This is a genomic window from Rhizobium mongolense subsp. loessense (assembly GCF_900099775.1).
Taxonomy (GTDB): domain Bacteria; phylum Pseudomonadota; class Alphaproteobacteria; order Rhizobiales; family Rhizobiaceae; genus Rhizobium; species Rhizobium loessense.
Genome location: NZ_FMTM01000007.1, coordinates 240,757 through 260,446, shown reverse-complemented (window position 1 = coordinate 260,446; position 19,690 = coordinate 240,757). Strand labels below are relative to the sequence as shown.

Here is a 19,690-nt window from a genome sequence, read left to right as displayed (position 1 = left end):
TTTTGAACATGAGTATAAGCGAGGAAAGCAGCGAAAAGGAAAGCCGGCGCCGTTCCTGGCGCGATGTCGATCTTCGGGCGGTCGCGCCCTTCGCGGCACTGGCGTTGCTTCTCGTGGTCGGGGCGCTGGTCAATCCGAATTTCATCGGCATCACGAACCTTGCCAATGTTGCGACGAGAAGCGCTTTCATTGCCATCATTGCCGTGGGCGCGACCTTCGTGATTTCGGCGGGTGACTTGGACCTTTCCGTGGGGTCGATGGTTGCTTTCGTCGCCAGCCTGATGATCCTGTTCATGAATTCCGGCGCGATCGCCGATCCGGCGCTGATGCTGACGGCTGCCATCGTGCTCACGATCGTAATCGGCGCGTCATGCGGCCTTGCGAACGGTCTCATCACCACCGTTGGCAAGATCGAGCCTTTCATCGCCACCCTCGGCACCATGGGCGTTTATCGCGGCTTGACCACCTGGCTTTCGCAAGGCGGCGCCATCACGCTGCGCGAGCCCGAACTGCAGACACTCTACCGCCCGGCCTATTTCGGGTCCATCCTCGGCGTGCCGGTTCCGATCGCCGTGATCCTTGCCGTCACCGGCGTTGCAGCCTTCGTCCTTTACCGCACCCGCTATGGGCGGCATGTCGTGGCGGTCGGCTCCAGCAGCGACGTGGCGCGTTATTCCGGTATCGCCGTCAATCGCGTGCGCACCATCGCCTTTGTCATCCAGGGCCTGTGCGTCGCCATCGCCGTGCTTCTCTATGTGCCGCGACTTGGGTCGACCTCGGCAACGACCGGCATCCTTTGGGAACTGCAGGCGATCACCGCCGTGGTTGTCGGCGGCACGGCGCTCAAGGGTGGCGCGGGCCGGGTCTGGGGCACGATCTGCGGCGCCTTCATCCTCGAACTCGTCGGCAACATCATGCTGCTTTCGAATTTCATCAGCGAATACCTGATCGGTGCCATCCAGGGGGCGATCATCATCATCGCCATGCTGGTTCAGCGGTCGCTGGTACGCAAACCGTGAATAGCCGGGTTTATGGGTCGCCCGGTCCTCGATCGACTAGACCCAGTCATACATTGGGAGAGAGAGAGAGAAAATGCGTAAAAAAATTTTGGGGTTGGCCGTCGCCGCCATGGCGGTCCTCACGGGCGTCTCGTATGCCCAGGACAAGAAGGTGACGATTGGCGTTTCCATTCCCGCAGCCGATCATGGCTGGACGGCCGGCGTCGTCTTCCATGCAGAGCGCGTGGCAAAGCTGCTGATGGCCGAACATCCGGGCCTGAACGTCATCGTCAAGACCTCGCCAGATGCCGCAAGCCAGGCAAACGCCGTGCAGGATCTTGCGACACAAGGCATTGATGCCCTGGTCATCCTGCCGTCGGATCCGGATCCGCTCGTCAACGCCATCAAGGAAATCAAGGACGCCGGCAAGTTCGTGGCGCTCGTCGACCGTGCGCCGAGCAACAACGATGATTCCGTTCGCGACCTCTACGTTGCCGGCAACAACCCCGCGCTTGGCGAAGTCGCCGGCAAGTACATCAAGGAAAACACGCCCGATGCAGAGGTGGTCGTCATCCGCGGCCTGCCGATCCCGATCGACCAGCAGCGCCAGGACGGCTTCGACAAAGGCATCGCCGGTTCGAACGTCAAGGTTCTCGACCGCCAGTACGGCAACTGGAACCGCGACGACGCCTTCAAGGTCATGCAGGACTATCTGACGAAGTACCAGAAGATCGACGTCGTATGGTGCCAGGACGACGACATGGCCGTCGGCGTGCTGCAGGCCATCGAGCAGGCCAAGCGGACGGACATCCAGTATGTTATCGCCGGCGCCGGCTCCAAGGACATGGTCAAGAAGGTCATAGACGGCGACAAGCTGATCCCGGTCGACGTTCTCTATCCGCCGGCGATGGTCGGCACGGCGATGGAAATGACGGCAGCAAATTTCTACGATCAGGTTCCGGTGCGCGGTACCTATATTCTCGACGCGACGCTCATCACCAAGGATAACGCCAAGGACTTCTATTTCCCGGATTCTCCGTTCTGATCTTCGACCGTAATGCGCCCATTTGCGAAAATGGGCGCATTTTCTTTCCTTGCGGGCATGCGCCGTGGTCAAGAATGCGGCACGTACCTCTTGCAGCCTCCAGGCAGGCGTGATTAGTTCACTTCAGTTTGACTTTCGGCTTTTCAGTTGCATCTGCCGCAAGGGCGTGGGGCGCCTGGCTCCCGCCAGAATCCGTGCTAGAAGTTATCATAAACGTTTACGGTCGATCATCAGGGAGGATTCTGACATGAAGACGATCAAAGGGCCTGGCCTGTTCCTCGGGCAGTTTGCGGGCGATGCCGCACCTTTCAACTCATGGGATGCGATCACCAAATGGGCGGCTGATATCGGCTACAAGGGCGTGCAGGTTCCGACCTGGGCCGGTCAGTTGATCGATCTGAAGAAGGCCGCCAGCTCCAAGGATTATTGCGACGAATTCGCCGGCAAGGCGCGGGAAAACGGCATCGAGATCACTGAGCTTTCGACCCACCTGCAAGGCCAGCTGGTGGCCGTGCATCCTGCCTACGACGAGGCCTTTGACGGCTTTGCCGCACCGGAAGTGCGCGGCAATTCGAAGGCGCGGCAGGAATGGGCGGTCGAGCAGGTGAAGATGGCGCTGACGGCCTCCAAGCACCTCGGCATCAAGGCACATGCGACCTTTTCAGGGGCGCTTGCCTGGCCCTTCATCTACCCGTGGCCGCAGCGTCCGGCCGGTCTTGTCGAAACGGCCTTTGACGAGCTTGCCCGCCGCTGGAAGCCGATCCTCGACCATGCCGACTCGTGTGGCGTCGACGTCTGCTATGAAATCCATCCCGGCGAGGATTTGCATGATGGCGTCACCTACGAGATGTTCCTGGAGCGGGTCGGCAACCATCCGCGCGCCAACATGCTCTACGATCCATCGCACTATGTCCTGCAGTGCCTCGACTATCTCGACAACATCGACATCTACAAGGATCGCATCAAGATGTTCCACGTCAAGGATGCGGAGTTCAATCCAACCGGGCGTCAGGGCGTCTATGGCGGCTACCAGGGCTGGGTCGATCGCGCTGGCCGCTTCCGCTCGCTCGGCGACGGCCAGGTGGATTTCGGCGCCGTCTTCTCGAAAATGACGGCCAACAATTTCGACGGCTGGGCCGTTGTCGAATGGGAATGCGCGCTGAAGCATCCGGAAGACGGTGCGCGTGAGGGTGCTGAGTTCGTCAAGGCACACATCATCCGCGTCACCGAGAAGGCCTTCGACGATTTTGCCGGCAGCGGAACGGACCAGGCGGCGAACCGCCGCATGCTCGGGCTGTGAGCCTTGCTTCTTTCTTCTCCCCAGCGGGGAGAAGATGTCCGAAGGACAGATGAGGGGGCGGAGCGGATCGACGTCTTGAGCACATAGCGAAAGACTACGTCTGCCGCACCCCTTCATCCGGCTACCGCCACCTTCTTCCCGCTAGGGAGTAGGATCTCGGCACCGTCGGCAAACACTCATTTCTTTGGAGGAACCTATGGCAATTGAAGGATCAACGGAACAGGCGCGCGAGCCGCGCATCCGCCTCGGCATGGTCGGCGGCGGAGCGGGTGCTTTCATCGGCGCCGTGCACCGCATAGCGGCCCGCATCGACGATCAATACGAACTCATCGCAGGTGCGCTGTCGTCGACGCCGGAAAAGGCGATCGCATCGGGCCGCGATCTCGGCCTTCCCCCGTCGCGCACCTACGCGAGCTACCGGGAAATGGCGATCCGTGAGGCAAAGCTCAAGAACGGTATCGAGGCGGTCTCGATCGTCACGCCCAACCATGTCCACTACGATGCCGCCAAGGAATTCCTGCGCCGGGGCATTCACGTCATCTGCGATAAGCCGCTCACCTCCAATCTTGCCGATGCCAAAAGACTCAAGAAGGTCGCCGACGAGAGCGGCGCACTGTTCATCCTGACGCACAATTACACCGGCTATCCGATGGTCCGTCAGGCGCGCGAGATGATTGCCAATGGCGAACTCGGCGATATCCGCGTCGTACAGGCCGAATATCCGCAGGACTGGCTGACAGAGCCTGTCGAGCAGAGCGGTGCCAAGCAGGCCGTCTGGCGCACCGACCCGGCGCAGTCGGGCGCGGGTGGCTCGACCGGCGATATCGGCACGCATGCCTATAACCTTGCCTCCTTCATCACCGGCCTCGAACTCGATAGTCTCGCGGCCGATCTCGATAGTTTCGTCGAGGGCCGTCGCCTGGACGATAATGCTCACGTGCTTCTGCGCTTCAAGGCAAAAGGCAAGGAGAAGCCGGCCAAGGGCATGCTCTGGTGCAGCCAAGTGGCTCCCGGCCATGAGAATGGGCTGAAGATCCGCGTCTACGGCACCAAGGGCGGCTTTGAGTGGGTGCAGGCTGACCCCAACTATCTCTGGTACACGCCGTTCGGCGAGCCGAAGCGGCTGATTACCCGCAACGGCGCAGGTTCCGGTGCCGCCGCTGCCCGCGTCTCGCGCATTCCGTCCGGTCATCCGGAAGGCTACCTGGAAGCCTTCGCGACGATCTACACGGAAGCGGCGCATGCGATCAATGCGCACAAGAAAGGCAAAGCTGTCGAAAAGGCCGTGGTCTATCCGACCGTGGATGACGGCGTGAAGGGCGTTGCCTTCGTCGAGGCCTGCGTTGCTTCGTCGAAGCGGAATGGGGCTTGGGTCAAACTCTGATGACCAGGTCTTCGGCGAGCCCTCATCCGGCTGACGCCACCTTCTCCCCTGAAGGCGGGGAGAAGGGTATATTGTCGTACCGCTTCAGCAGAACGCGCGCTTGCGCCAGAGATGGTCCCTCGCCCCATTTGCGGGGAGAAGCTAGCGCGAAGGGCGGCACGTAGCCTGGCTATAGCCATTGGGTCCGCTATCCGTCTGCAACGTTGCAGGATTGACATTTCCACTCTGTACAACGCCGGTTCCTTTGGCTAAACCGCCGCTCGAAACGACCAGTCCATGACCAGACGGGGTTTTCAGATGATCGATCCTAAGACACTCGCCTCCCGATTTCCGGGCGATTTTTCCTTTGGCGTCGCGACGGCTGCCTTCCAGATCGAGGGGGCCAGTAAAGCGGATGGGCGCAAGGCGTCAATATGGGATGCCTTCTGCAACATGCCGGGCCGTGTCTATAGCCGCCATAATGGCGATGTTGCCTGCGATCACTACAACCGGCTCGAAGAGGACCTTGACCTGATCAAGGACATGGGTGTCGAGGCCTATCGCTTCTCGATCGCCTGGCCGCGCATCATTCCGGATGGCACCGGGCCTGTGAATGAAGCAGGTCTTGATTTCTACGACCGCCTCGTCGACGGTTGCAAGACGCGTGGCATCAAGACCTTCGCGACGCTTTATCACTGGGACCTGCCGCTGCTGTTGGCAGGCGACGGCGGCTGGACGGCGCGCTCCACGGCCTACGCCTTTCAGCGCTACGCAAAGACCGTCATGGCGCGTCTCGGCGACCGGCTCGACAGTGTCGCGACCTTCAACGAACCATGGTGCATCGTCTGGCTCAGCCATCTCTACGGCATCCATGCGCCGGGCGAGCGCAACATGCAGGCAGCGCTTCACGCCATGCACTACATGAACCTTGCGCACGGGCTTGGCGTCGAGGCGATCCGCGCCGAGGCGCCGAAGGTGCCAGCCGGCCTAGTGCTGAATGCGATGCCCGTCATTCCGGGATCGCAGAGCAAGGCCGATATCGCAGCCGGCGAACGCGCGCATCAGTTCCACAACGGCGCTTTTTTCGATCCGGTCTTCAAGGGGGAGTATCCGAGCGAGTTCGTGGAAGCGCTCGGCGACCGCATGCCCATCATCGAAGATGGAGACATGAATATCATCAACCAGAAGCTCGATTGGTGGGGTCTCAACTACTATACGCCGTTGCGTGTTGCCGACGACCCGGCGAAGAGCGGCGATTTCCCCTGGACGGCCGAAGCACCGCGTGCCAGCGACGTGAAGACAGATATCGGCTGGGAGGTTTATTCACCCGGCCTCAAGCACATCGTCGAAGACCTCTATCGTCGCTATGAACTGCCCGAATGCTACATCACCGAAAACGGCGCCTGCTACAACATGGACGTGGTCGACGGCGAGGTCGATGACCAGCCGCGACTCGATTATTACAGCGATCACTTGGCGGTCGTTGCCGACCTCATCAAGGACGGCTACCCGATGCGCGGTTACTTTGCCTGGAGCCTGATGGACAACTTCGAATGGGCGGAAGGCTACAAGATGCGTTTCGGCCTTGTGCATGTCGATTACGACACCCAGGTCCGCACCGTGAAGAAGAGCGGCAAGTGGTATCGGGAGCTGGCAAGCCAGTTTCCGGCGGGCAATCACAAAGCAAGTTGAATACCCCCGCCTCTTTGTGAGAGGGCCCGAAAGGCCCGATGAGGGCCTTATGGGAGACCCGGCCTCATCGTTCGGTCGTTCGCTCCTTTCGTCGCTCACCCCTCGTCGCCTCGCTGACGCTCCAGGATTTCTCCTCGCTGGGGGAAGAAGCAAGCGGCGCGCGTTTCGTGAGCCAGACAATTGCACAATGGGTGGTTTTTTGCCGCACTGACCGATTCAAGGAAAAAATCTCTCTGTCAATCGCGACTGGAACTCCGCCATAAAGCATTACATCCCTGCGCATGGCAGCCATGCGCCGATCAAATTGAATCTTCCGGTTGTGCGATGATAAAGACTGCCTCTCTGTTCCGAATGCGTTGCCGAATGCCGGCCTGATCAGACGCGCCGCGTCCCCAGCCATTCGGCGATTGCGGACTTTTTTGAACATCGAGAGCATCCATGCATTCCGACTTTTCCAGCGCGGCCAATGCTGCAAATACCGTCCTCTTCGAAGGGGTATCGAAACGCTTCGGCGCCGAGAAAAAATCGTTTACCGCACTTGATGCGGTCGATTTCGCCGTCGCGCGCGGCTCCATTACCGGCATCATCGGGCGTTCCGGCGCCGGCAAGTCGACGCTGATCCGGCTTGTCAACGGCCTGGAACGTCCGACGAGCGGCAAGGTCATCGTCGATGGCGTCAACGTTCCCGACCTGGACGAGGCTGGCCTGCGTACGCTGCGCCGTTCGGTCGGCATGATCTTCCAGCATTTCAACCTTTTGTCCTCGCGTACCGCCTTCGGCAATGTGGCGCTGCCCCTGGAAATCGCCGGTTTCGACAAGGACGCCATTCGCGCTCGCGTCGAGCCGCTGCTCGATCTCGTCGGGCTTTCCGACAAACGAGACCGCTATCCGGCAGAACTTTCCGGTGGCCAGAAACAGCGCGTCGGCATTGCCCGAGCGCTCGCCACGCAGCCGAAACTTTTACTTTCCGATGAAGCGACCTCCGCGTTGGATCCCGAGACAACCCAGTCGATCCTCGAGCTCGTGAAGCGCATCAATGCAGAGTTGGGGCTTACGGTGCTTCTGATCACCCACGAGATGGAGGTCGTCAAAGCCGTCACCGGCGACGTCGCGGTGATCGACAAGGGTATCATCGTCGAGCGCGGCCGCACCTTCGATGTCTTTACCCGGCCGCAACATCCGACGACGCGCGCATTGCTTGCGGGTTTGCCGGGCTCGAAGCTTCCGGCAGCGCTCGCATCCGGCCTGCGGCCGCAGAAGACACAAGGCGGTCGCGTTGCCGTGCGCATCACGTTCTTCGGGCGCACTGCGGAACAGCCGCTGATCTCGCAGCTCATTCAGACGTTGGGTTCGGATATCAACATCATCGCCGGAACGGTCGACGAGATCGGCGGTGAACCCTACGGCTCGCTCATCATCGCCTATGCAGCGGATGATGGGACGTCAGCCAAAGCGGGTGAATTCTTCAAGGCGAACGGTCTCGTTGCGGAGGTGCTCGGCTATGTCTCCTGATCTTCTGCTTCTCATCGGCAAGGCAACGCTCGATACGCTGCGCATGGTGGCGATCGCCGGCTTCATCGGCTCCCTGATCGGATTGCCGATCGGTGTGTTCCTGGCAACTAGCGGTCGCGGCGAGCTCTTTCCGGCGCCTACCGTCAATCGCGTCGTTGGACTGGTCGTCAACGCGACGCGCTCGACGCCTTTCATCATCCTCGTCGTCGCGATCATTCCTTTCACGCGCCTCGTCACCGGCACGTCGATCGGCACCAAGGCAGCGATCGTGCCGTTGACGATCGCAACCATTCCGTTCTTCGCGCGGCTCGTCGAAGCCGCCATACGTGACGTCGACAAGGGCCTGATCGAAGCCGCCCGCGCCATGGGTGCGACCCCGATGCAGATCGTGCGCAAGGTGCTTCTTGCCGAAGCGCGGCCGGCGCTGACACTGGCGCTCACCATGACGCTGGTCAGCCTCATCGGCTATTCGGCAATGGTCGGCGCCGTGGGCGGCGGTGGGCTCGGCGATCTCGGTATCCGCTATGGCTACCAGCGCTTCATGCCGGATGTGATGCTGGTCGTCGTCATCGTCCTGATCCTGCTCGTCCAGGCCGTGCAGAGCGCCGGCGATGCGCTTGCCCGCCGCTTCGACAAGCGATCCCGCAAGAATTGATCGAATTGCCCCATAACCCAAGGAGAAAAGACCGATGAAGAAAATCATCCTCGCAGCCGCCTTCGCAGCTGCCTTTGCGACTGCTGCCGCGGCCGAAACCATCAAAGTTGGCGTCACGCCGGGTCCGCATGCGCAGATCATGGAGAAGGTGAAGGAAGTCGCAGCGCCCAAGGGCCTCGACATCGAGATTTTGGAATTTTCCGACTATGTCGTGCCGAACCAGGCGCTTGCCGATGGCGAGTTGAACGCCAACTCGTTCCAGCACAAGCCCTATCTCGACAACCAGGTCGCCGATCGCGGCTTCAAGATCATTGACGTCGCCTATACAGTCAACTTCCCGATGGGCGTTTATTCCAAGAAGGTGAAGAGCCTGGATGAACTCGCTGATGGTGCTACCGTCGCAATCCCCAACGACCCGACCAATGGCGGCCGCGCACTGCTGATCCTCGCCGATAAGGGACTGATCAAGCTGAAGGATGGCGCGAGCCTGAAGGTCGGACCTGCCGATGTCACGGAAAATGCCAAGAATTTGAAGTTCGCCGAACTCGATGCCGCCCAGCTGCCGCGTTCGCTGGACGACGTAGATGCCGCTGTTATCAACACCAACTACGCGCTGGAAGCTGGCCTTGATCCTTCGAAGGATCCGATTGCCCGCGAAGGCGAAAAGGCGCCCTATGTCAATATTCTGGCGGTCAACGAGAAGGACAAGGATGAGACTTGGGTGAAGACGCTGGTCGAAGCCTATCACAGCGATGCCGTGAAACAGTTCATCGCCGATACTTTCAAGGGCTCGGTCATCGCAGGCTGGTAAGCGACGGCCAAAAGCATTATGAAATCAAGCTCTTCCCGTTCCGCGGGAAGGGTATTTCAATGCCCAGGGATCTTCATAGAGAAAAATCACTGGGATGAAGCCTTATACCGTTCGCTTTAACCGTTTTTGAAGCCTTGACTGGCAAAGTCCCCCGTTATCGGGGAGTAATGCATGCCTGCGTTCTTTAGGCAAAAAAATCAGGCTTCGGGGATCGGCCGCCACACAACTGTTACCGGTGTGCTCTTTTCCTTTGCTGTTATGGTCGCGGTCGTTACCGTCATGGTGCTGACGGCGCTGTCGCGCGTCACCGATAACGCCAATATTCTCGACGACGAACGTTCGCGTGAAACCACGGCCGGGGCGCTCAAGACATTCGAAGCGCAACTCGGCGCGACGCTGAACGACTATGCCGCCTGGGACGATGCGGCCGTCAATGTCTACGCCAGGGACGGCATGGCTTGGACGACCAGCAACTACGGCGAAATGTCCTCCAACAGCGCGCTTTTCGACGTGGCGATCGTCATAGATGACGACAAGAAACCGCTGATGGTCTATCGCGACGGCCAGCCGATGGAGGGCGGGCTTGACGATTTCTTTGCGCCATCGTTCTGGACGTTGTTCGACAAAGTGAAGGCCGCCGGGCTTGAAGCACCGGAAGCCGTGGGTTTCGTCAGCACCAAGAAAGGCATCGCGGCAGTCGGCGTTGCGCTCGTGCGCGAAAAATCCGGCACGCTGAATGCACCTGCAGGGCAGCGCCGCTACCTGATTTTTGCGCGCCATCTGAACGACGAAACGATCAAGAACCTCGGGGAGACCTATGTCATCCAGGGATTAAAGCTGGTGCCAGCCGCTTATGACGCGCAATATTCCGTAGCGATCGATGATGCCGCCGGCAAGGCCCTCGGCAAACTTGTATGGATTTCGCGTTCGCCGGGCGACATCAGCTATGCACAGGTGCGCCCGACGGTTGTGAAGGCACTCGGCCTCGTCGGGCTGTTCTTCGCCGGCCTGCTCGTCATAGGCTGGCTCGCCGGTCGCCGGCTGAAGGCGGAGGAAAACAATGCCCGCGAGGATGCGCTCCGCGATCGCCTCAGCGGGCTGTCGAACCGTGAAGGCCTGGGGATTGCTGTCGACGACGTCGTTGCCAAGGCGAAGCAGACCGGTAAGAACGTACTGCTTCTCTATCTCGACCTCGACGGTTTCAAGGAAGTCAATGATAGCTACGGGCATGGCACCGGTGATCAGTTGATCCGGGCGGTCGCGGCCGGGCTCAAGGTGCTGATCCCTAACGGCGCGGTTCTGGCGCGCATTGGTGGCGACGAATTCGCGATTGCTTTCCTGTCTGAAGGTGGCAACGCCGATGCACTGCAGCTTTCGGAACAGATTCTGGATTTCCTGGCGGAGCCGCTGGAGATCGGCCGGCGCGTCGTCGTCATCGGCGCCAGCATTGGCATCGCGATGGCTGCTGGCGGGGCGATCAGCCGCGAAGAATTGGTCCGCCGCGCCGATCTTGCGATGTACAAGGCCAAGGAAGCGGGCCGGGCCCGCATGACGCTTTACGATCCCGCGATGGATGCCGACCGCGAGGAGCGCAATGCGCTTGAACTCGATCTGCGCGTTGCGATCGAAAGCGGCGATCTGACGCTTGCCTATCAGCCGCTGATCGATGCCTCTACACACGAGATGAATGGCGTTGAAGCGCTGGTGCGGTGGAATCGTCCCGGCCACGGACCCGTCTCGCCGGATGTATTCATTCCGATCGCCGAAACCAGCGGGCTTATCGAGGCGCTCGGTCTCTTTGTGCTGCGCAAGGCCTGCGAGACCGCCAAGCAATGGCCGGAGCTGCGCGTTGCCGTAAACGTTTCCCCCGGCCAGTTCCGGAATCCGGCCTTTACCGACTATGTTCGCTATGTCCTGAAACAGACGGAGATCGAGGCGGAGCGCGTCACACTGGAGATCACCGAAGGATACATGATCCAGAATCCGCAGCGCACCCGGCAATCGATCGAGCGGCTGAAGACGCTCGGCGTCAAGATCGCGCTTGATGACTTCGGCTCGGGTTTTTCGTCGATCGGCTATCTCCGCCAATTCGGTTTCGACCGCATCAAGATCGACCGTTCGCTGGTCGAGGGCGTGACCGAAAGCGACAGCCAGCGCGAGATGTTGCAGGCAACCGTCGCGCTTGCCCGCTCACTGGATATTCCGGTGACGGCCGAGGGTATCGAGACGGAAGAGCAGGCGCTCGCCGTTCGTCTCTTCGGTTGCGATTGCCTGCAGGGTTATTTTTTCAGCAAGCCGGTGCCGGCAGACAGGATCACCGAAATGCTTGAAGCACGCCGTGCCCTGGACGCGATGCCGCGCCAGATAACCGCTGCCTGAACCTAGGTCCCGATGTGCCTCTGGCCGCGTTTCTTGGCAAGCGCGATCTGCAGTTGCCGCTGGCGATAGCGCAGTCGGTCGTCTTCAGTGCGCGTGTAATAGCAGTTGCTGCAGGAAACGCCTTCCTCGTAAAGCGGCGACGTGATCTCTTCTGCGGTGATCGGATTGCGGCAGGCATGGCAGAGCTTGTGGTCGCCTTCCTTCAGTCCGTGCTCGACCGACACCCGCTCGTCGAAGACGAAACAGGCGCCATCCCACAGACTTTCCTCCTGCGGAACTTCCTCCAGATATTTCAAGATGCCGCCCTTGAGGTGGTAGACCTCCTCAAAACCCTGCTCCTTCATGAAAGCCGTCGCCTTTTCGCAGCGGATACCACCGGTGCAGTACATGGCGATCTTCGGCTTGTTGTGCAGGCCGGTGTTTTGGCGCACCCATTCGGGAAACTCGCGGAAGGTCTTGGTTTTCGGATCGACGGCGCCACGGAAGGTGCCGATCGCCGTTTCGTAGTCGTTGCGCGTGTCGATGACGATGGTGTCGGGATCGGAAATCAGGGCGTTCCAATCCTGCGGCAGCACATAGGTCCCAACCACCTTGTTGGGGTCGATATTGTCGACGCCCATCGTGACGATCTCTTTTTTGAGTTTCACCTTCATGCGCAGGAAAGGCATTTTGGATGCGCGGCTTTCCTTGTGCTCCAGGGCGTTGAATTCCGGCTGCGCCCGCAGGTAGGCGAGCACTATTTCGATGCCAGCATCCGGCCCGGCGATCGTCCCGTTGATACCCTCATGCGCCAGGAGCAGTGTTCCCTTCACGCCGTTTTCTTCGCAAAGCGTCTGCAGGGGCGCGCACAGGCTTTCGAAGCGCGGCACGGAAACAAAATGATAAAGCGCCGCCACGAGGAACGGGCTGGTGTGATTGATGCTGTCGGTCATGCGCGCTGAAATACAGTCTGAAGCGTTTTCGCGCAAGCGTTGCCATTGCGGCCCGCAGCGACGCCTCGGCGCTTGTCGAATTCAGTTCGGGCTCAACAGCCAGAGGGCTTCAATCCGGTTCGCCTCGTCTTGCGGTTTGTCGGCAAAGACGCGGCCGGCGTCGGCGAGCGCGCTTTGCCGCTCTTCCTGCTGGCGGAAGATGATGGCATCGAGCAGGTGGGCGAGATCTTCATTGCGCGTAAAGAGCTGCGGCTCGGCCTCAACCAGTTGCGAAAGCACCGAGAGATCGTTGACGTGGCCGAGCCGCTCTGCGAGATCCTTGGCTGCATCTTGCTTCGCCTTCATCGCGGCGGGCCACAGATTGCGCAGCAGCGCGTGATAGAGCCGGTAGTCATAGGTTCGTTTGCGCAGTTCATGAAAATCCTCGACCGCTGCCGTATCGCGGCATGCATCGAGCGCTGTCCGCGCTCTTCGCAAAGTTCGCTGCCAGCTTTTGGCGAGCATGCGGGCGTTTCTGCGCTGGTTGCTCTTGAAAGAAACCTTATCGACTGCGGTGATCGCGTCCTTCAGCGAGACGGCGGTGTCGTGAAGTTTCTGTTCAAGGCCGCTTTCGGCCTCCACCATCCAGTCACGCCGTGATTGCAGAATGGTGACGATGCGGCTGAGCGCCTCGCTCTCTGCGTCACCGCGGGCGCCTTTCTGCAAATATTCGGCAGTGCCGATCAGGGCTGCTGCGTCCCGGATCGATGAAAGCGATTTTGCGGCATCGCGCAGCCTGGCATTTTGTCGCTTCTGAAAGTCAGGCGCTTCTTTCGCAACGAGCCGGTAAAGAGAGCGCAGCCGCTTTACGTTCTTGCGAAAACCATGGACCGCCGCATGCGCGCCGTCCGGCCGCTGCTCGAGAACGGTAATGGCACGTTCCAGCTGGTCCGTTGCCACTCTTCGGAACTGATCGGTGAAATCGAAATCAGGCCGTATGCGAAAGGGCATCCTGATCGTACTCGAATTCGGTCGCGAGCGCTTGGTTGGAATAGCGGAAATCGCCGGTCACTTCGCGGCCAAGCCAGGCCGGGCGGGAGGGATCGTCATTCTCGGACTTCATCTCCACCTCAGCGATCACCAAACCGCGATGCGCGCCGGCAAAGACATCGACTTCCCACACGAAGCTGTCATGCGGCACGCGGTAGCGCGTCTTTTCGATCACCAGGCCAATGGTGCTCTGCATCAGCTCTTCGGCGTCAGAAACGGGGATCTCGTATTCGAACTCGTCGCGGGTCACGGTACTGCGGCCGATCTTGATCGTCAGCCGCGCGCGCTTTCCATCAAGGATGCGCACACGCACGGACCGGTCGTCCATCGAGGCGATGTAACCCTGTCTGAGGATCGATTTCGTCTCGGCCTTGGCGCGCCAGCCGTCGTTGCGTACCAGAAATTTCCGCTCGATCTCTTTCGCCATTTCAGTGAACCTTTTGTGACGATCGCCGTACCGTAACGTAAAACTCCCGGGAGTGATACCCATCTTCTTACCGCATCTGTTTTGTCTCGACAAAGCAGGTCCATAGAGGTATTCGGGAGCCCAATTCAATCGTTTAAGGAACCGTGCGGCCATGGGCGAGAAGACAGAAAAGCTCCTTTCCATCCTCAAACTCCAGCCCGTTGTTCCGGTGCTTATCGTCGATGACGTGAAGTCCGGCGTTTCGCTGGCGCGTGCGCTGGTCGCGGGCGGCCTGAAGGCGATCGAGATCACCATGCGCACGCCTGCAGCACTCGATACGGTCCGTGCCGTTGCGCAGGAAGTCGAAGGTGCAGAAGTCGGCGCAGGCACGATCCTGAATGCCCAGCAGTGGGATGCGGCCGTTGCTGCCGGCTCGAAGTTCGTCGTCAGCCCGGGGGCCACGCAAGAACTGCTCGATGCCGCTTCGGCGTCGCCCGTTCCGCTGCTGCCGGGCGCTGCTACGGCAAGCGAAGTCATGGCGCTTCGCGAAGAAGGCTACCAGGTGTTGAAATTCTTCCCGGCCGAGCAGGCGGGCGGTGCCGCATATCTCAAGGCCCTTTCCTCGCCGCTCGCCGGCACGGTCTTCTGCCCGACCGGTGGCATTTCGCTAAAAAACGCCAATGATTACCTGTCGCTGCCGAACGTCATCTGCGTTGGCGGCTCCTGGGTGGCGCCGAAGGAACTTGTCGCTGCGGGCGATTGGCAAGGCATCACCAAGCTCGCCTCGGAAGCGGCTGCGCTGAAGGCCTGACGTTTTCCTGATCGCTTCAGGATGCCGGCGGTTTCGCCGGCATTTGTAATTGCCGTTCCGCTTCCTATCTTCAGGTCTGCCTCAACAGGGAGACGATGAAGGATGTTCGACGCGAAGAAGCTTCTTGACCAGTTCCTGGGGTCGCAAATACCGGGCGTCGGCGGAAGTGTCCGCAACCGGGCCGGTGATGCCGTCCAGTTGGCCAAGGATAATCCGTGGAAAGCCGGAGCGCTGGCGACCGCATTGCTCGGAACGAAGACGGGCCGCAACATTGCCGGCAACGCGCTGGCAATCGGCGGGCTCGCAGCTATCGCCGGCCTCGGATACCAGGCCTACAAGAATTACCAGGCGGGCCAGGCACCTGCCACGCCTTCGGATGCCCCTCCGCCTTCAACGCCGGTTCTTCTGCCGGCACCCGCGGACTCCGGTTTCGGTCCGGCTTCGCCTGCTGGCAGCAACGAATTTGCCCTCGTGCTGATCCGCGCCATGATCGCGGCGGCCAAAGCAGACGGACATATCGACGACGCCGAGCGAGCGCACATCATGGACAAGATGAGGGCCGCCGACGTCACCGGCGAAGCCGCGTCCTTCATCGAGCACGAGCTTGCCTCGCCGACCGATCTCGACGCGCTGGTCGCCGCCGCCACTACGGAGGAACAGAAAGTCGAGCTCTATACGGCTTCGCGCCTGACGATCGAGCCGGACTCGCGGGCCGAACGCGGCTATCTCGATCTTCTTGCCGGCCGTCTTGGCCTTGCCGATGCGCTTGTGGACCACATCGAAGCAACGGTTTCCTCCGCCAAGGTTTCCTTGTCACGGTGACATGCAGGCTGGTTGCCTTTCCAAGGCGGCTGGCCTATCCCACTCTTCCGATGAGAGGAGTGAGCATGCGCGATCTATCGAATTTCAAGGTGCCGGCACCTGATTATGTGAGACTGGAGGGGCGCTACGTGACGGTCGAGCCCTATGTCCGCGCGGAGCACCTTCAGGCGCTCTGGGACGGCCTCGGCGGCATGGGCATCAATCCACTGCTTCTCTACTTCGCGCAGGACGATTTCACCGGCATCGACGATTTCGCCAACTGGCTTGAGAACGCCCATACCAAGTCTGGCTGGCTCACCCACGTCTTCCGCGACACTGCCATCGGCAGGATCGTCGGCATGGCCAATTATATGCGTGCCGACCCGGCCAACGGCGTCGTCGAAATCGGCGGCGTGGCGCACGGTCCGGATATGAAGCGTTCGCCGCTTTCCACCGAGGCACATTACCTGATGGCCAAGCATGTCTTCGAGGGCCTCGGGTACCGCCGTTACGAATGGAAGTGCGACAACAACAACGAGGCCAGCAAGACGACGGCCACGCGCTACGGCTTCAGGTTCGAGGGTGTCTTTCGTCAGCATATGATCTCAAAGCGCCGCAACCGCGACACGGCTTGGTTCTCGATGATCGACAGCGAGTGGCCGCTGATCAGGGAAGCTTTCGAGACCTGGCTTTCGCCGGAGAACTTCGATGCTGAAGGCAAGCAGCGTCGGCGCCTGCAGGATATCCGTTCCGATCTTGAAAAGGAAAGGCTCGCATGAGCCCCGAAAGCCGCTCTCAGGCGATCGCCGCCGCGACCATCCTCATTTGCGCGGGACTGGTCATCTATTTCCTGCCGACGCTCGTTCTTTGGATCGCCAGCTATTCACCCGTGCTTGCAGTCATTGCCGGCGCGGCGCTCCTGCTCGGCTTCTTCGCGATATTCTGGCTGAGGGCGCACTATCAGCGAGGCAGGGGGAAATAAGAGCCTACCCCTGAAGCGAGGCGCCCAGCAGCAGAACGCCCATGCAAATCACCAGGACGGCGCCCAGGATTTCGATCGCGTTGCCAATCCAGATCGATTTCGCTGAGCCAGGGCCGGAGATGCGGACGGCGGTGCCTTTGGCGGTGACGGCAAGGATCGCGAGGACGGCGACGGTGATGGCCGTGCCAAGCGACATGGCGAGCACGGAAAGAATGCCACCGAGATAAAGGCCGTTCAGCAGCGAAAAGGTCATGACGAGCAGCGCGCCCGAGCAGGGGCGAAGGCCGACTGCAACGATGGCAGACCAGGCTTCCCGAATGCTGAATTTGTCGCCGCCCAGCAGCGACGGGTCCGGCGCATGAGAGCGGCCGCAGGTTTCGCAGGCCATGCCGGAGACGAAGTTGTGCCCAGCCTTGCGTGCCTGCTTCTCGCCGAAGGCATAGGCTTCCCTGCGGCTTTCATTATCCTTCCAGTCGAGCATCATGCTGACCGGACCGGCCGATGTTTCCACGACTTCACGCTTTGGCAGGCCGCCGATCATCGAACGCAGTTTGCGAAAGAGCAGCCAACCACCGAAGGCGATGACCATGACGAAGCTTGTGATCTCCATCGCATTCGTCGCCTGCGTCAGCGTTATTCCGCTGCCACGCAGGATAAGCCAGGCACCGCCGACGAGCGCCACAGCCACTGCGCCCTGAACGAAGGCTGAGATGAAGGAGATCACTACCCCGCGCTTCAGCTCGATTTCGTTGGCGATCATGTAGGAGGAGATCACGGCCTTGCCATGTCCAGGACCGGCCGCATGGAAGACGCCATAGGCGAAGGAAAGGCCGATCAGCGACGCAAGCTGCCACGGGTCTTCACGCATTGCCTTCAGGGCATCCGTCAGCGCGCGGTAAAAGGCCTGCTGTTCGTAATTGATGTAGGCAAGCAGCGGCGCCAGCGGTCCGCCTGTCGGCTGGAAACTCGGCTCCGCAGTTCCAATCCCGAGCGGTGATTGCGCATGCGCCACGTTCATGAGCGCAAGCAGTGCAATTGCGGCGATTGGGAGGAACAGCAAAGCGTTCCGTTTCAGCATGAAACCTCCAGCTTGGTGGCAAAGAGCTTGGACATGTCGGTGCCGGTGGGATCGTTGAAGAAAGCGTCGGTCAGCGACTGCTTGTTTTGAGAAATCACCTGGTCGGCATCCGGCCGCAGCACATCATGCTTGCAGTTCTTGAAGCCGTCCCCGACCGTTGCCAGCTCCTTGTCCGTCGGGAAGTCGATCGAAGTGTAGAGCGTGGGGTCGTAGACGCCGAAGGTCAGTTTGCCCTTCAGTGGCATCTTCTGCGCAGGCTTTACCGCAAAGAACATCAGAAGCTGACCTTCCTTGTAGTCGACGTGAATGATGTCCGGCTTCTGTACGGTCACGTTCTTCCCGTCGATCGTCAGATTCATGTAGTAGTCGTAGTCCGAGAGCGACTCCCGGACAGTCTTGCCGACTTCGGCGAGCTCGTTCGGCTCCAGCTTCAGATCGGTGTTCTTGTCGAAATCCATGACGACGGACGAGGAGAATACCTCGTCGAAACGCCAGACGTTACGCAACTCCTGAACGCTCCCATCGGGCGCCGACACGACTTCGAGCCGAGCTTCCACGAAAATATGCGGGTGTGCCATGGCCGCGGCTGGCGCAAGCAAGATTAGCGCGGCCATCACGTAAGTGGATTTCTTCATGTGTCGGGTTACCGCTCTGCCCAAATCGGTTGGTGTCTTCTTGCCGGAGAATGGGACGGAATTGGGACCTACTTCAAGGCGGCAAAGTGAATCAGGCCGGCTTCAAGCCTGCTTCTTGAACCAAGCATGGAGGAAATCCACGAAGATGCGGACCTTTGCCGGCAGGTAGCGCCGATGCGGATAGACGGCATAAATCCCGCGATCGGTAGGTATGTAGTCGTTGAACAGCGTCACGAGCCGGCCGTCCTCGATCGGCTTGCGAGCGATGAAGTCCGGGATGACCGCAATGCCGATGCCGGAAAGAGCCGCCCGCAATGTCGCATGCGGGCTGTTCACCTCGATCGGTCCGGAAACCGCGACGGCGAAGGACGTGCTGTCCGGATTGTAGAAACGCACGCTTGCCTGCGTGCGCGAGTTCGTATCCACGATGAAGGGAACGTTGGAAATGTCCGTCGGATGTTCGAGGGCCGGATAGCGCTCGAGAAACTCCGGCGTGGCGCAGACGTGGACGCGGAAATCCGAGATCTTTCGCGCGATCATTCCCGAATCTTCAAGCTTCGTGACGCGGATCGCCAGGTCGAAACCTTCTTCGATCAGATCGACGAACCGGTCGTCTGCGGCGATTTCCAGCTGCAGGTCCGGGTTCTCCTTGGCAAAATCGATCAGCGACTGACCGACATCGGCATCGACAAAGGTGCGCGGCACCGAGATCTTCAGCCGGCCTTTGAGTTGTGCGTTGTTCTCGCGGACCAGATCGGCGAGGTTGTCGATCTCCTTCAGAATGTCGGAGGCGGTGCGGTAATAAGTATGCCCGGCCTCGGTCATGGAAAACTGCCGGGTGGTGCGGTTGAGCAGCAGGGCACCCAACTCGTCTTCCAGCTCGCGCACATATTTGGAAAGCAGCGCCTTGGAGCGGCCGGTGCGCCGCGCTGCGGCGGAAAAACCTTCCGCTTCAACGACATCGATGAAGGCGCGTATTCGCGTCAGTGTGTCCATGGCAATCTCCCGGTTGTTGCGAAAGATTGAACAAATTGCGCGGAGTTGTTCAATTTATTTTTTTGAGGACGGGCAAAAAAATTCTTGATTATGACTGCGAATATTCTTATCTCGTCCTCAGCCCAAAGTCGCACGTGCCCATGGGTGTCCGCCGACCCTCGATTAGGTGAGGTCATCGGTAAGGTACCTGGAACTAACCCCTCCAGTCGCTATTCCGGCCAACCGGGAAATGCGAGGACGCCTAAGCAACGACGGTGCGGGCCTT

Annotated in this window: 20 protein-coding genes; 13 read left to right on the top strand and 7 right to left on the bottom strand. The window is 60.1% G+C overall.

Annotated elements, in window-relative coordinates:
* The first annotated feature begins 8 nt into the window (after positions 1 to 8).
* The 5 genes from BLP23_RS22355 (at position 9) to BLP23_RS22335 (ending at position 6,398) form a co-directional block, all read left to right on the top strand.
* Positions 9 to 1,019: an ABC transporter permease gene (locus tag BLP23_RS22355; RefSeq protein ID WP_092586974.1), complete on the top strand. Its 1,011-nt coding sequence runs from the start codon at positions 9 to 11 to the stop codon at positions 1,017 to 1,019.
* 73 nt (positions 1,020 to 1,092) lie between these two features.
* Complete coding sequence (locus BLP23_RS22350; protein ID WP_022715935.1) at positions 1,093 to 2,043, top strand: substrate-binding domain-containing protein; 951 nt, start codon at positions 1,093 to 1,095, stop codon at positions 2,041 to 2,043.
* Positions 2,044 to 2,290: 247 nt separating this feature from the next.
* Positions 2,291 to 3,343, top strand: coding sequence for a sugar phosphate isomerase/epimerase family protein (locus tag BLP23_RS22345; RefSeq protein ID WP_092586973.1), 1,053 nt, complete (start codon positions 2,291 to 2,293; stop codon positions 3,341 to 3,343).
* Between the two features lie 196 nt (positions 3,344 to 3,539).
* A complete protein-coding gene (locus BLP23_RS22340) occupies positions 3,540 to 4,727 on the top strand; it encodes a Gfo/Idh/MocA family protein (RefSeq protein WP_092586972.1) in 1,188 nt (395 codons plus the stop codon).
* Between the two features lie 297 nt (positions 4,728 to 5,024).
* The gene (locus BLP23_RS22335; protein ID WP_092586971.1) at positions 5,025 to 6,398 is read left to right on the top strand and encodes a GH1 family beta-glucosidase; all 1,374 of its coding nucleotides are present in this window, start codon (positions 5,025 to 5,027) and stop codon (positions 6,396 to 6,398) included.
* A 64-nt stretch (positions 6,399 to 6,462) separates the two neighbouring features.
* On the opposite strand, the gene BLP23_RS22330 is transcribed toward BLP23_RS22335, so the two are convergent.
* Positions 6,463 to 6,825, bottom strand: coding sequence for a hypothetical protein (locus BLP23_RS22330; RefSeq protein WP_139187097.1), 363 nt, complete (start codon positions 6,823 to 6,825; stop codon positions 6,463 to 6,465).
* Positions 6,826 to 6,836: 11 nt separating this feature from the next.
* Between BLP23_RS22330 and BLP23_RS22325 the strand changes: the two genes are divergently transcribed.
* The 4 genes from BLP23_RS22325 to BLP23_RS22310 all read left to right on the top strand — a co-directional run bounded on the left by BLP23_RS22325 (position 6,837) and on the right by BLP23_RS22310 (position 11,755).
* Positions 6,837 to 7,910, top strand: a complete 1,074-nt coding sequence (locus BLP23_RS22325) for a methionine ABC transporter ATP-binding protein (RefSeq protein WP_092586969.1) — start codon at positions 6,837 to 6,839, stop codon at positions 7,908 to 7,910.
* Positions 7,900 to 8,565, top strand: coding sequence for a methionine ABC transporter permease (locus BLP23_RS22320; RefSeq protein ID WP_092586968.1), 666 nt, complete (start codon positions 7,900 to 7,902; stop codon positions 8,563 to 8,565). Before BLP23_RS22325 ends, BLP23_RS22320 begins: the two co-directional genes overlap by 11 nt.
* 34 nt (positions 8,566 to 8,599) lie before the next feature.
* Positions 8,600 to 9,376 (top strand): MetQ/NlpA family ABC transporter substrate-binding protein, encoded by a 777-nt coding sequence (locus BLP23_RS22315; protein WP_092586967.1) that lies wholly within the window; start codon positions 8,600 to 8,602, stop codon positions 9,374 to 9,376.
* Between the two features lie 171 nt (positions 9,377 to 9,547).
* The gene (locus tag BLP23_RS22310; RefSeq protein ID WP_092586966.1) at positions 9,548 to 11,755 is read left to right on the top strand and encodes a bifunctional diguanylate cyclase/phosphodiesterase; all 2,208 of its coding nucleotides are present in this window, start codon (positions 9,548 to 9,550) and stop codon (positions 11,753 to 11,755) included.
* 2 nt (positions 11,756 to 11,757) lie between these two features.
* Here the strand turns inward: BLP23_RS22310 and trhO are convergent, their stop codons facing one another.
* From trhO to BLP23_RS22295, 3 genes are all read right to left on the bottom strand, one after another.
* Positions 11,758 to 12,687, bottom strand: a complete 930-nt coding sequence (gene trhO / locus BLP23_RS22305; RefSeq protein ID WP_092586965.1) for an oxygen-dependent tRNA uridine(34) hydroxylase TrhO — start codon at positions 12,685 to 12,687, stop codon at positions 11,758 to 11,760.
* Between the two features lie 81 nt (positions 12,688 to 12,768).
* Complete coding sequence (locus BLP23_RS22300) at positions 12,769 to 13,677, bottom strand: CHAD domain-containing protein (RefSeq protein WP_092586964.1); 909 nt, start codon at positions 13,675 to 13,677, stop codon at positions 12,769 to 12,771.
* On the bottom strand, positions 13,655 to 14,143 hold the full coding sequence (locus tag BLP23_RS22295) for a CYTH domain-containing protein (RefSeq protein ID WP_022715924.1): 489 nt from the start codon (positions 14,141 to 14,143) through the stop codon (positions 13,655 to 13,657). Before BLP23_RS22295 ends, BLP23_RS22300 begins: the two co-directional genes overlap by 23 nt.
* A gap of 151 nt (positions 14,144 to 14,294) precedes the next feature.
* On the opposite strand from BLP23_RS22295, the gene BLP23_RS22290 reads away from it, so the two are divergent.
* The 4 genes from BLP23_RS22290 to BLP23_RS22275 all read left to right on the top strand — a co-directional run bounded on the left by BLP23_RS22290 (position 14,295) and on the right by BLP23_RS22275 (position 16,716).
* Positions 14,295 to 14,933 (top strand): 2-dehydro-3-deoxy-phosphogluconate aldolase, encoded by a 639-nt coding sequence (locus BLP23_RS22290; RefSeq protein WP_092586963.1) that lies wholly within the window; start codon positions 14,295 to 14,297, stop codon positions 14,931 to 14,933.
* Positions 14,934 to 15,035: 102 nt separating this feature from the next.
* Positions 15,036 to 15,755: a tellurite resistance TerB family protein gene (locus BLP23_RS22285; RefSeq protein WP_092586962.1), complete on the top strand. Its 720-nt coding sequence runs from the start codon at positions 15,036 to 15,038 to the stop codon at positions 15,753 to 15,755.
* A gap of 65 nt (positions 15,756 to 15,820) precedes the next feature.
* On the top strand, positions 15,821 to 16,513 hold the full coding sequence (locus BLP23_RS22280; RefSeq protein WP_092586961.1) for a GNAT family N-acetyltransferase: 693 nt from the start codon (positions 15,821 to 15,823) through the stop codon (positions 16,511 to 16,513).
* A complete protein-coding gene (locus tag BLP23_RS22275) occupies positions 16,510 to 16,716 on the top strand; it encodes a hypothetical protein (RefSeq protein ID WP_092586960.1) in 207 nt (68 codons plus the stop codon). The genes BLP23_RS22280 and BLP23_RS22275 overlap by 4 nt, the downstream gene beginning before the upstream one ends.
* A 4-nt stretch (positions 16,717 to 16,720) precedes the next feature.
* Here BLP23_RS22275 and BLP23_RS22270 read toward each other — a convergent pair whose 3' ends face one another.
* The 3 genes from BLP23_RS22270 to BLP23_RS22260 all read right to left on the bottom strand — a co-directional run bounded on the left by BLP23_RS22270 (position 16,721) and on the right by BLP23_RS22260 (position 19,425).
* A complete protein-coding gene (locus tag BLP23_RS22270; protein WP_092586959.1) occupies positions 16,721 to 17,794 on the bottom strand; it encodes a nickel/cobalt transporter in 1,074 nt (357 codons plus the stop codon).
* Positions 17,788 to 18,429 (bottom strand): DUF1007 family protein, encoded by a 642-nt coding sequence (locus BLP23_RS22265; protein WP_092586958.1) that lies wholly within the window; start codon positions 18,427 to 18,429, stop codon positions 17,788 to 17,790. Before BLP23_RS22265 ends, BLP23_RS22270 begins: the two co-directional genes overlap by 7 nt.
* A gap of 102 nt (positions 18,430 to 18,531) precedes the next feature.
* The gene (locus BLP23_RS22260) at positions 18,532 to 19,425 is read right to left on the bottom strand and encodes a LysR family transcriptional regulator (RefSeq protein ID WP_092586957.1); all 894 of its coding nucleotides are present in this window, start codon (positions 19,423 to 19,425) and stop codon (positions 18,532 to 18,534) included.
* Between the last annotated feature and the right edge of the window lie 265 nt (positions 19,426 to 19,690).

Bases quoted from the DNA above. Each gene is read 5' to 3' on its own strand.
- BLP23_RS22355 (WP_092586974.1), top strand. From the start codon at position 9: ATGAGTATAAGCGAGGAAAGCAGCGAAAAGGAAAGCCGGCGCCGTTCC.
- BLP23_RS22350 (WP_022715935.1), top strand. From the start codon at position 1,093: ATGCGTAAAAAAATTTTGGGGTTGGCCGTCGCCGCCATGGCGGTCCTC.
- BLP23_RS22345 (WP_092586973.1), top strand. From the start codon at position 2,291: ATGAAGACGATCAAAGGGCCTGGCCTGTTCCTCGGGCAGTTTGCGGGC.
- BLP23_RS22340 (WP_092586972.1), top strand. From the start codon at position 3,540: ATGGCAATTGAAGGATCAACGGAACAGGCGCGCGAGCCGCGCATCCGC.
- BLP23_RS22335 (WP_092586971.1), top strand. From the start codon at position 5,025: ATGATCGATCCTAAGACACTCGCCTCCCGATTTCCGGGCGATTTTTCC.
- BLP23_RS22330 (WP_139187097.1), bottom strand. From the start codon at position 6,825: ATGTTCAAAAAAGTCCGCAATCGCCGAATGGCTGGGGACGCGGCGCGT.
- BLP23_RS22325 (WP_092586969.1), top strand. From the start codon at position 6,837: ATGCATTCCGACTTTTCCAGCGCGGCCAATGCTGCAAATACCGTCCTC.
- BLP23_RS22320 (WP_092586968.1), top strand. From the start codon at position 7,900: ATGTCTCCTGATCTTCTGCTTCTCATCGGCAAGGCAACGCTCGATACG.
- BLP23_RS22315 (WP_092586967.1), top strand. From the start codon at position 8,600: ATGAAGAAAATCATCCTCGCAGCCGCCTTCGCAGCTGCCTTTGCGACT.
- BLP23_RS22310 (WP_092586966.1), top strand. From the start codon at position 9,548: ATGCCTGCGTTCTTTAGGCAAAAAAATCAGGCTTCGGGGATCGGCCGC.
- trhO (WP_092586965.1), bottom strand. From the start codon at position 12,687: ATGACCGACAGCATCAATCACACCAGCCCGTTCCTCGTGGCGGCGCTT.
- BLP23_RS22300 (WP_092586964.1), bottom strand. From the start codon at position 13,677: ATGCCCTTTCGCATACGGCCTGATTTCGATTTCACCGATCAGTTCCGA.
- BLP23_RS22295 (WP_022715924.1), bottom strand. From the start codon at position 14,143: ATGGCGAAAGAGATCGAGCGGAAATTTCTGGTACGCAACGACGGCTGG.
- BLP23_RS22290 (WP_092586963.1), top strand. From the start codon at position 14,295: ATGGGCGAGAAGACAGAAAAGCTCCTTTCCATCCTCAAACTCCAGCCC.
- BLP23_RS22285 (WP_092586962.1), top strand. From the start codon at position 15,036: ATGTTCGACGCGAAGAAGCTTCTTGACCAGTTCCTGGGGTCGCAAATA.
- BLP23_RS22280 (WP_092586961.1), top strand. From the start codon at position 15,821: ATGCGCGATCTATCGAATTTCAAGGTGCCGGCACCTGATTATGTGAGA.
- BLP23_RS22275 (WP_092586960.1), top strand. From the start codon at position 16,510: ATGAGCCCCGAAAGCCGCTCTCAGGCGATCGCCGCCGCGACCATCCTC.
- BLP23_RS22270 (WP_092586959.1), bottom strand. From the start codon at position 17,794: ATGCTGAAACGGAACGCTTTGCTGTTCCTCCCAATCGCCGCAATTGCA.
- BLP23_RS22265 (WP_092586958.1), bottom strand. From the start codon at position 18,429: ATGAAGAAATCCACTTACGTGATGGCCGCGCTAATCTTGCTTGCGCCA.
- BLP23_RS22260 (WP_092586957.1), bottom strand. From the start codon at position 19,425: ATGGACACACTGACGCGAATACGCGCCTTCATCGATGTCGTTGAAGCG.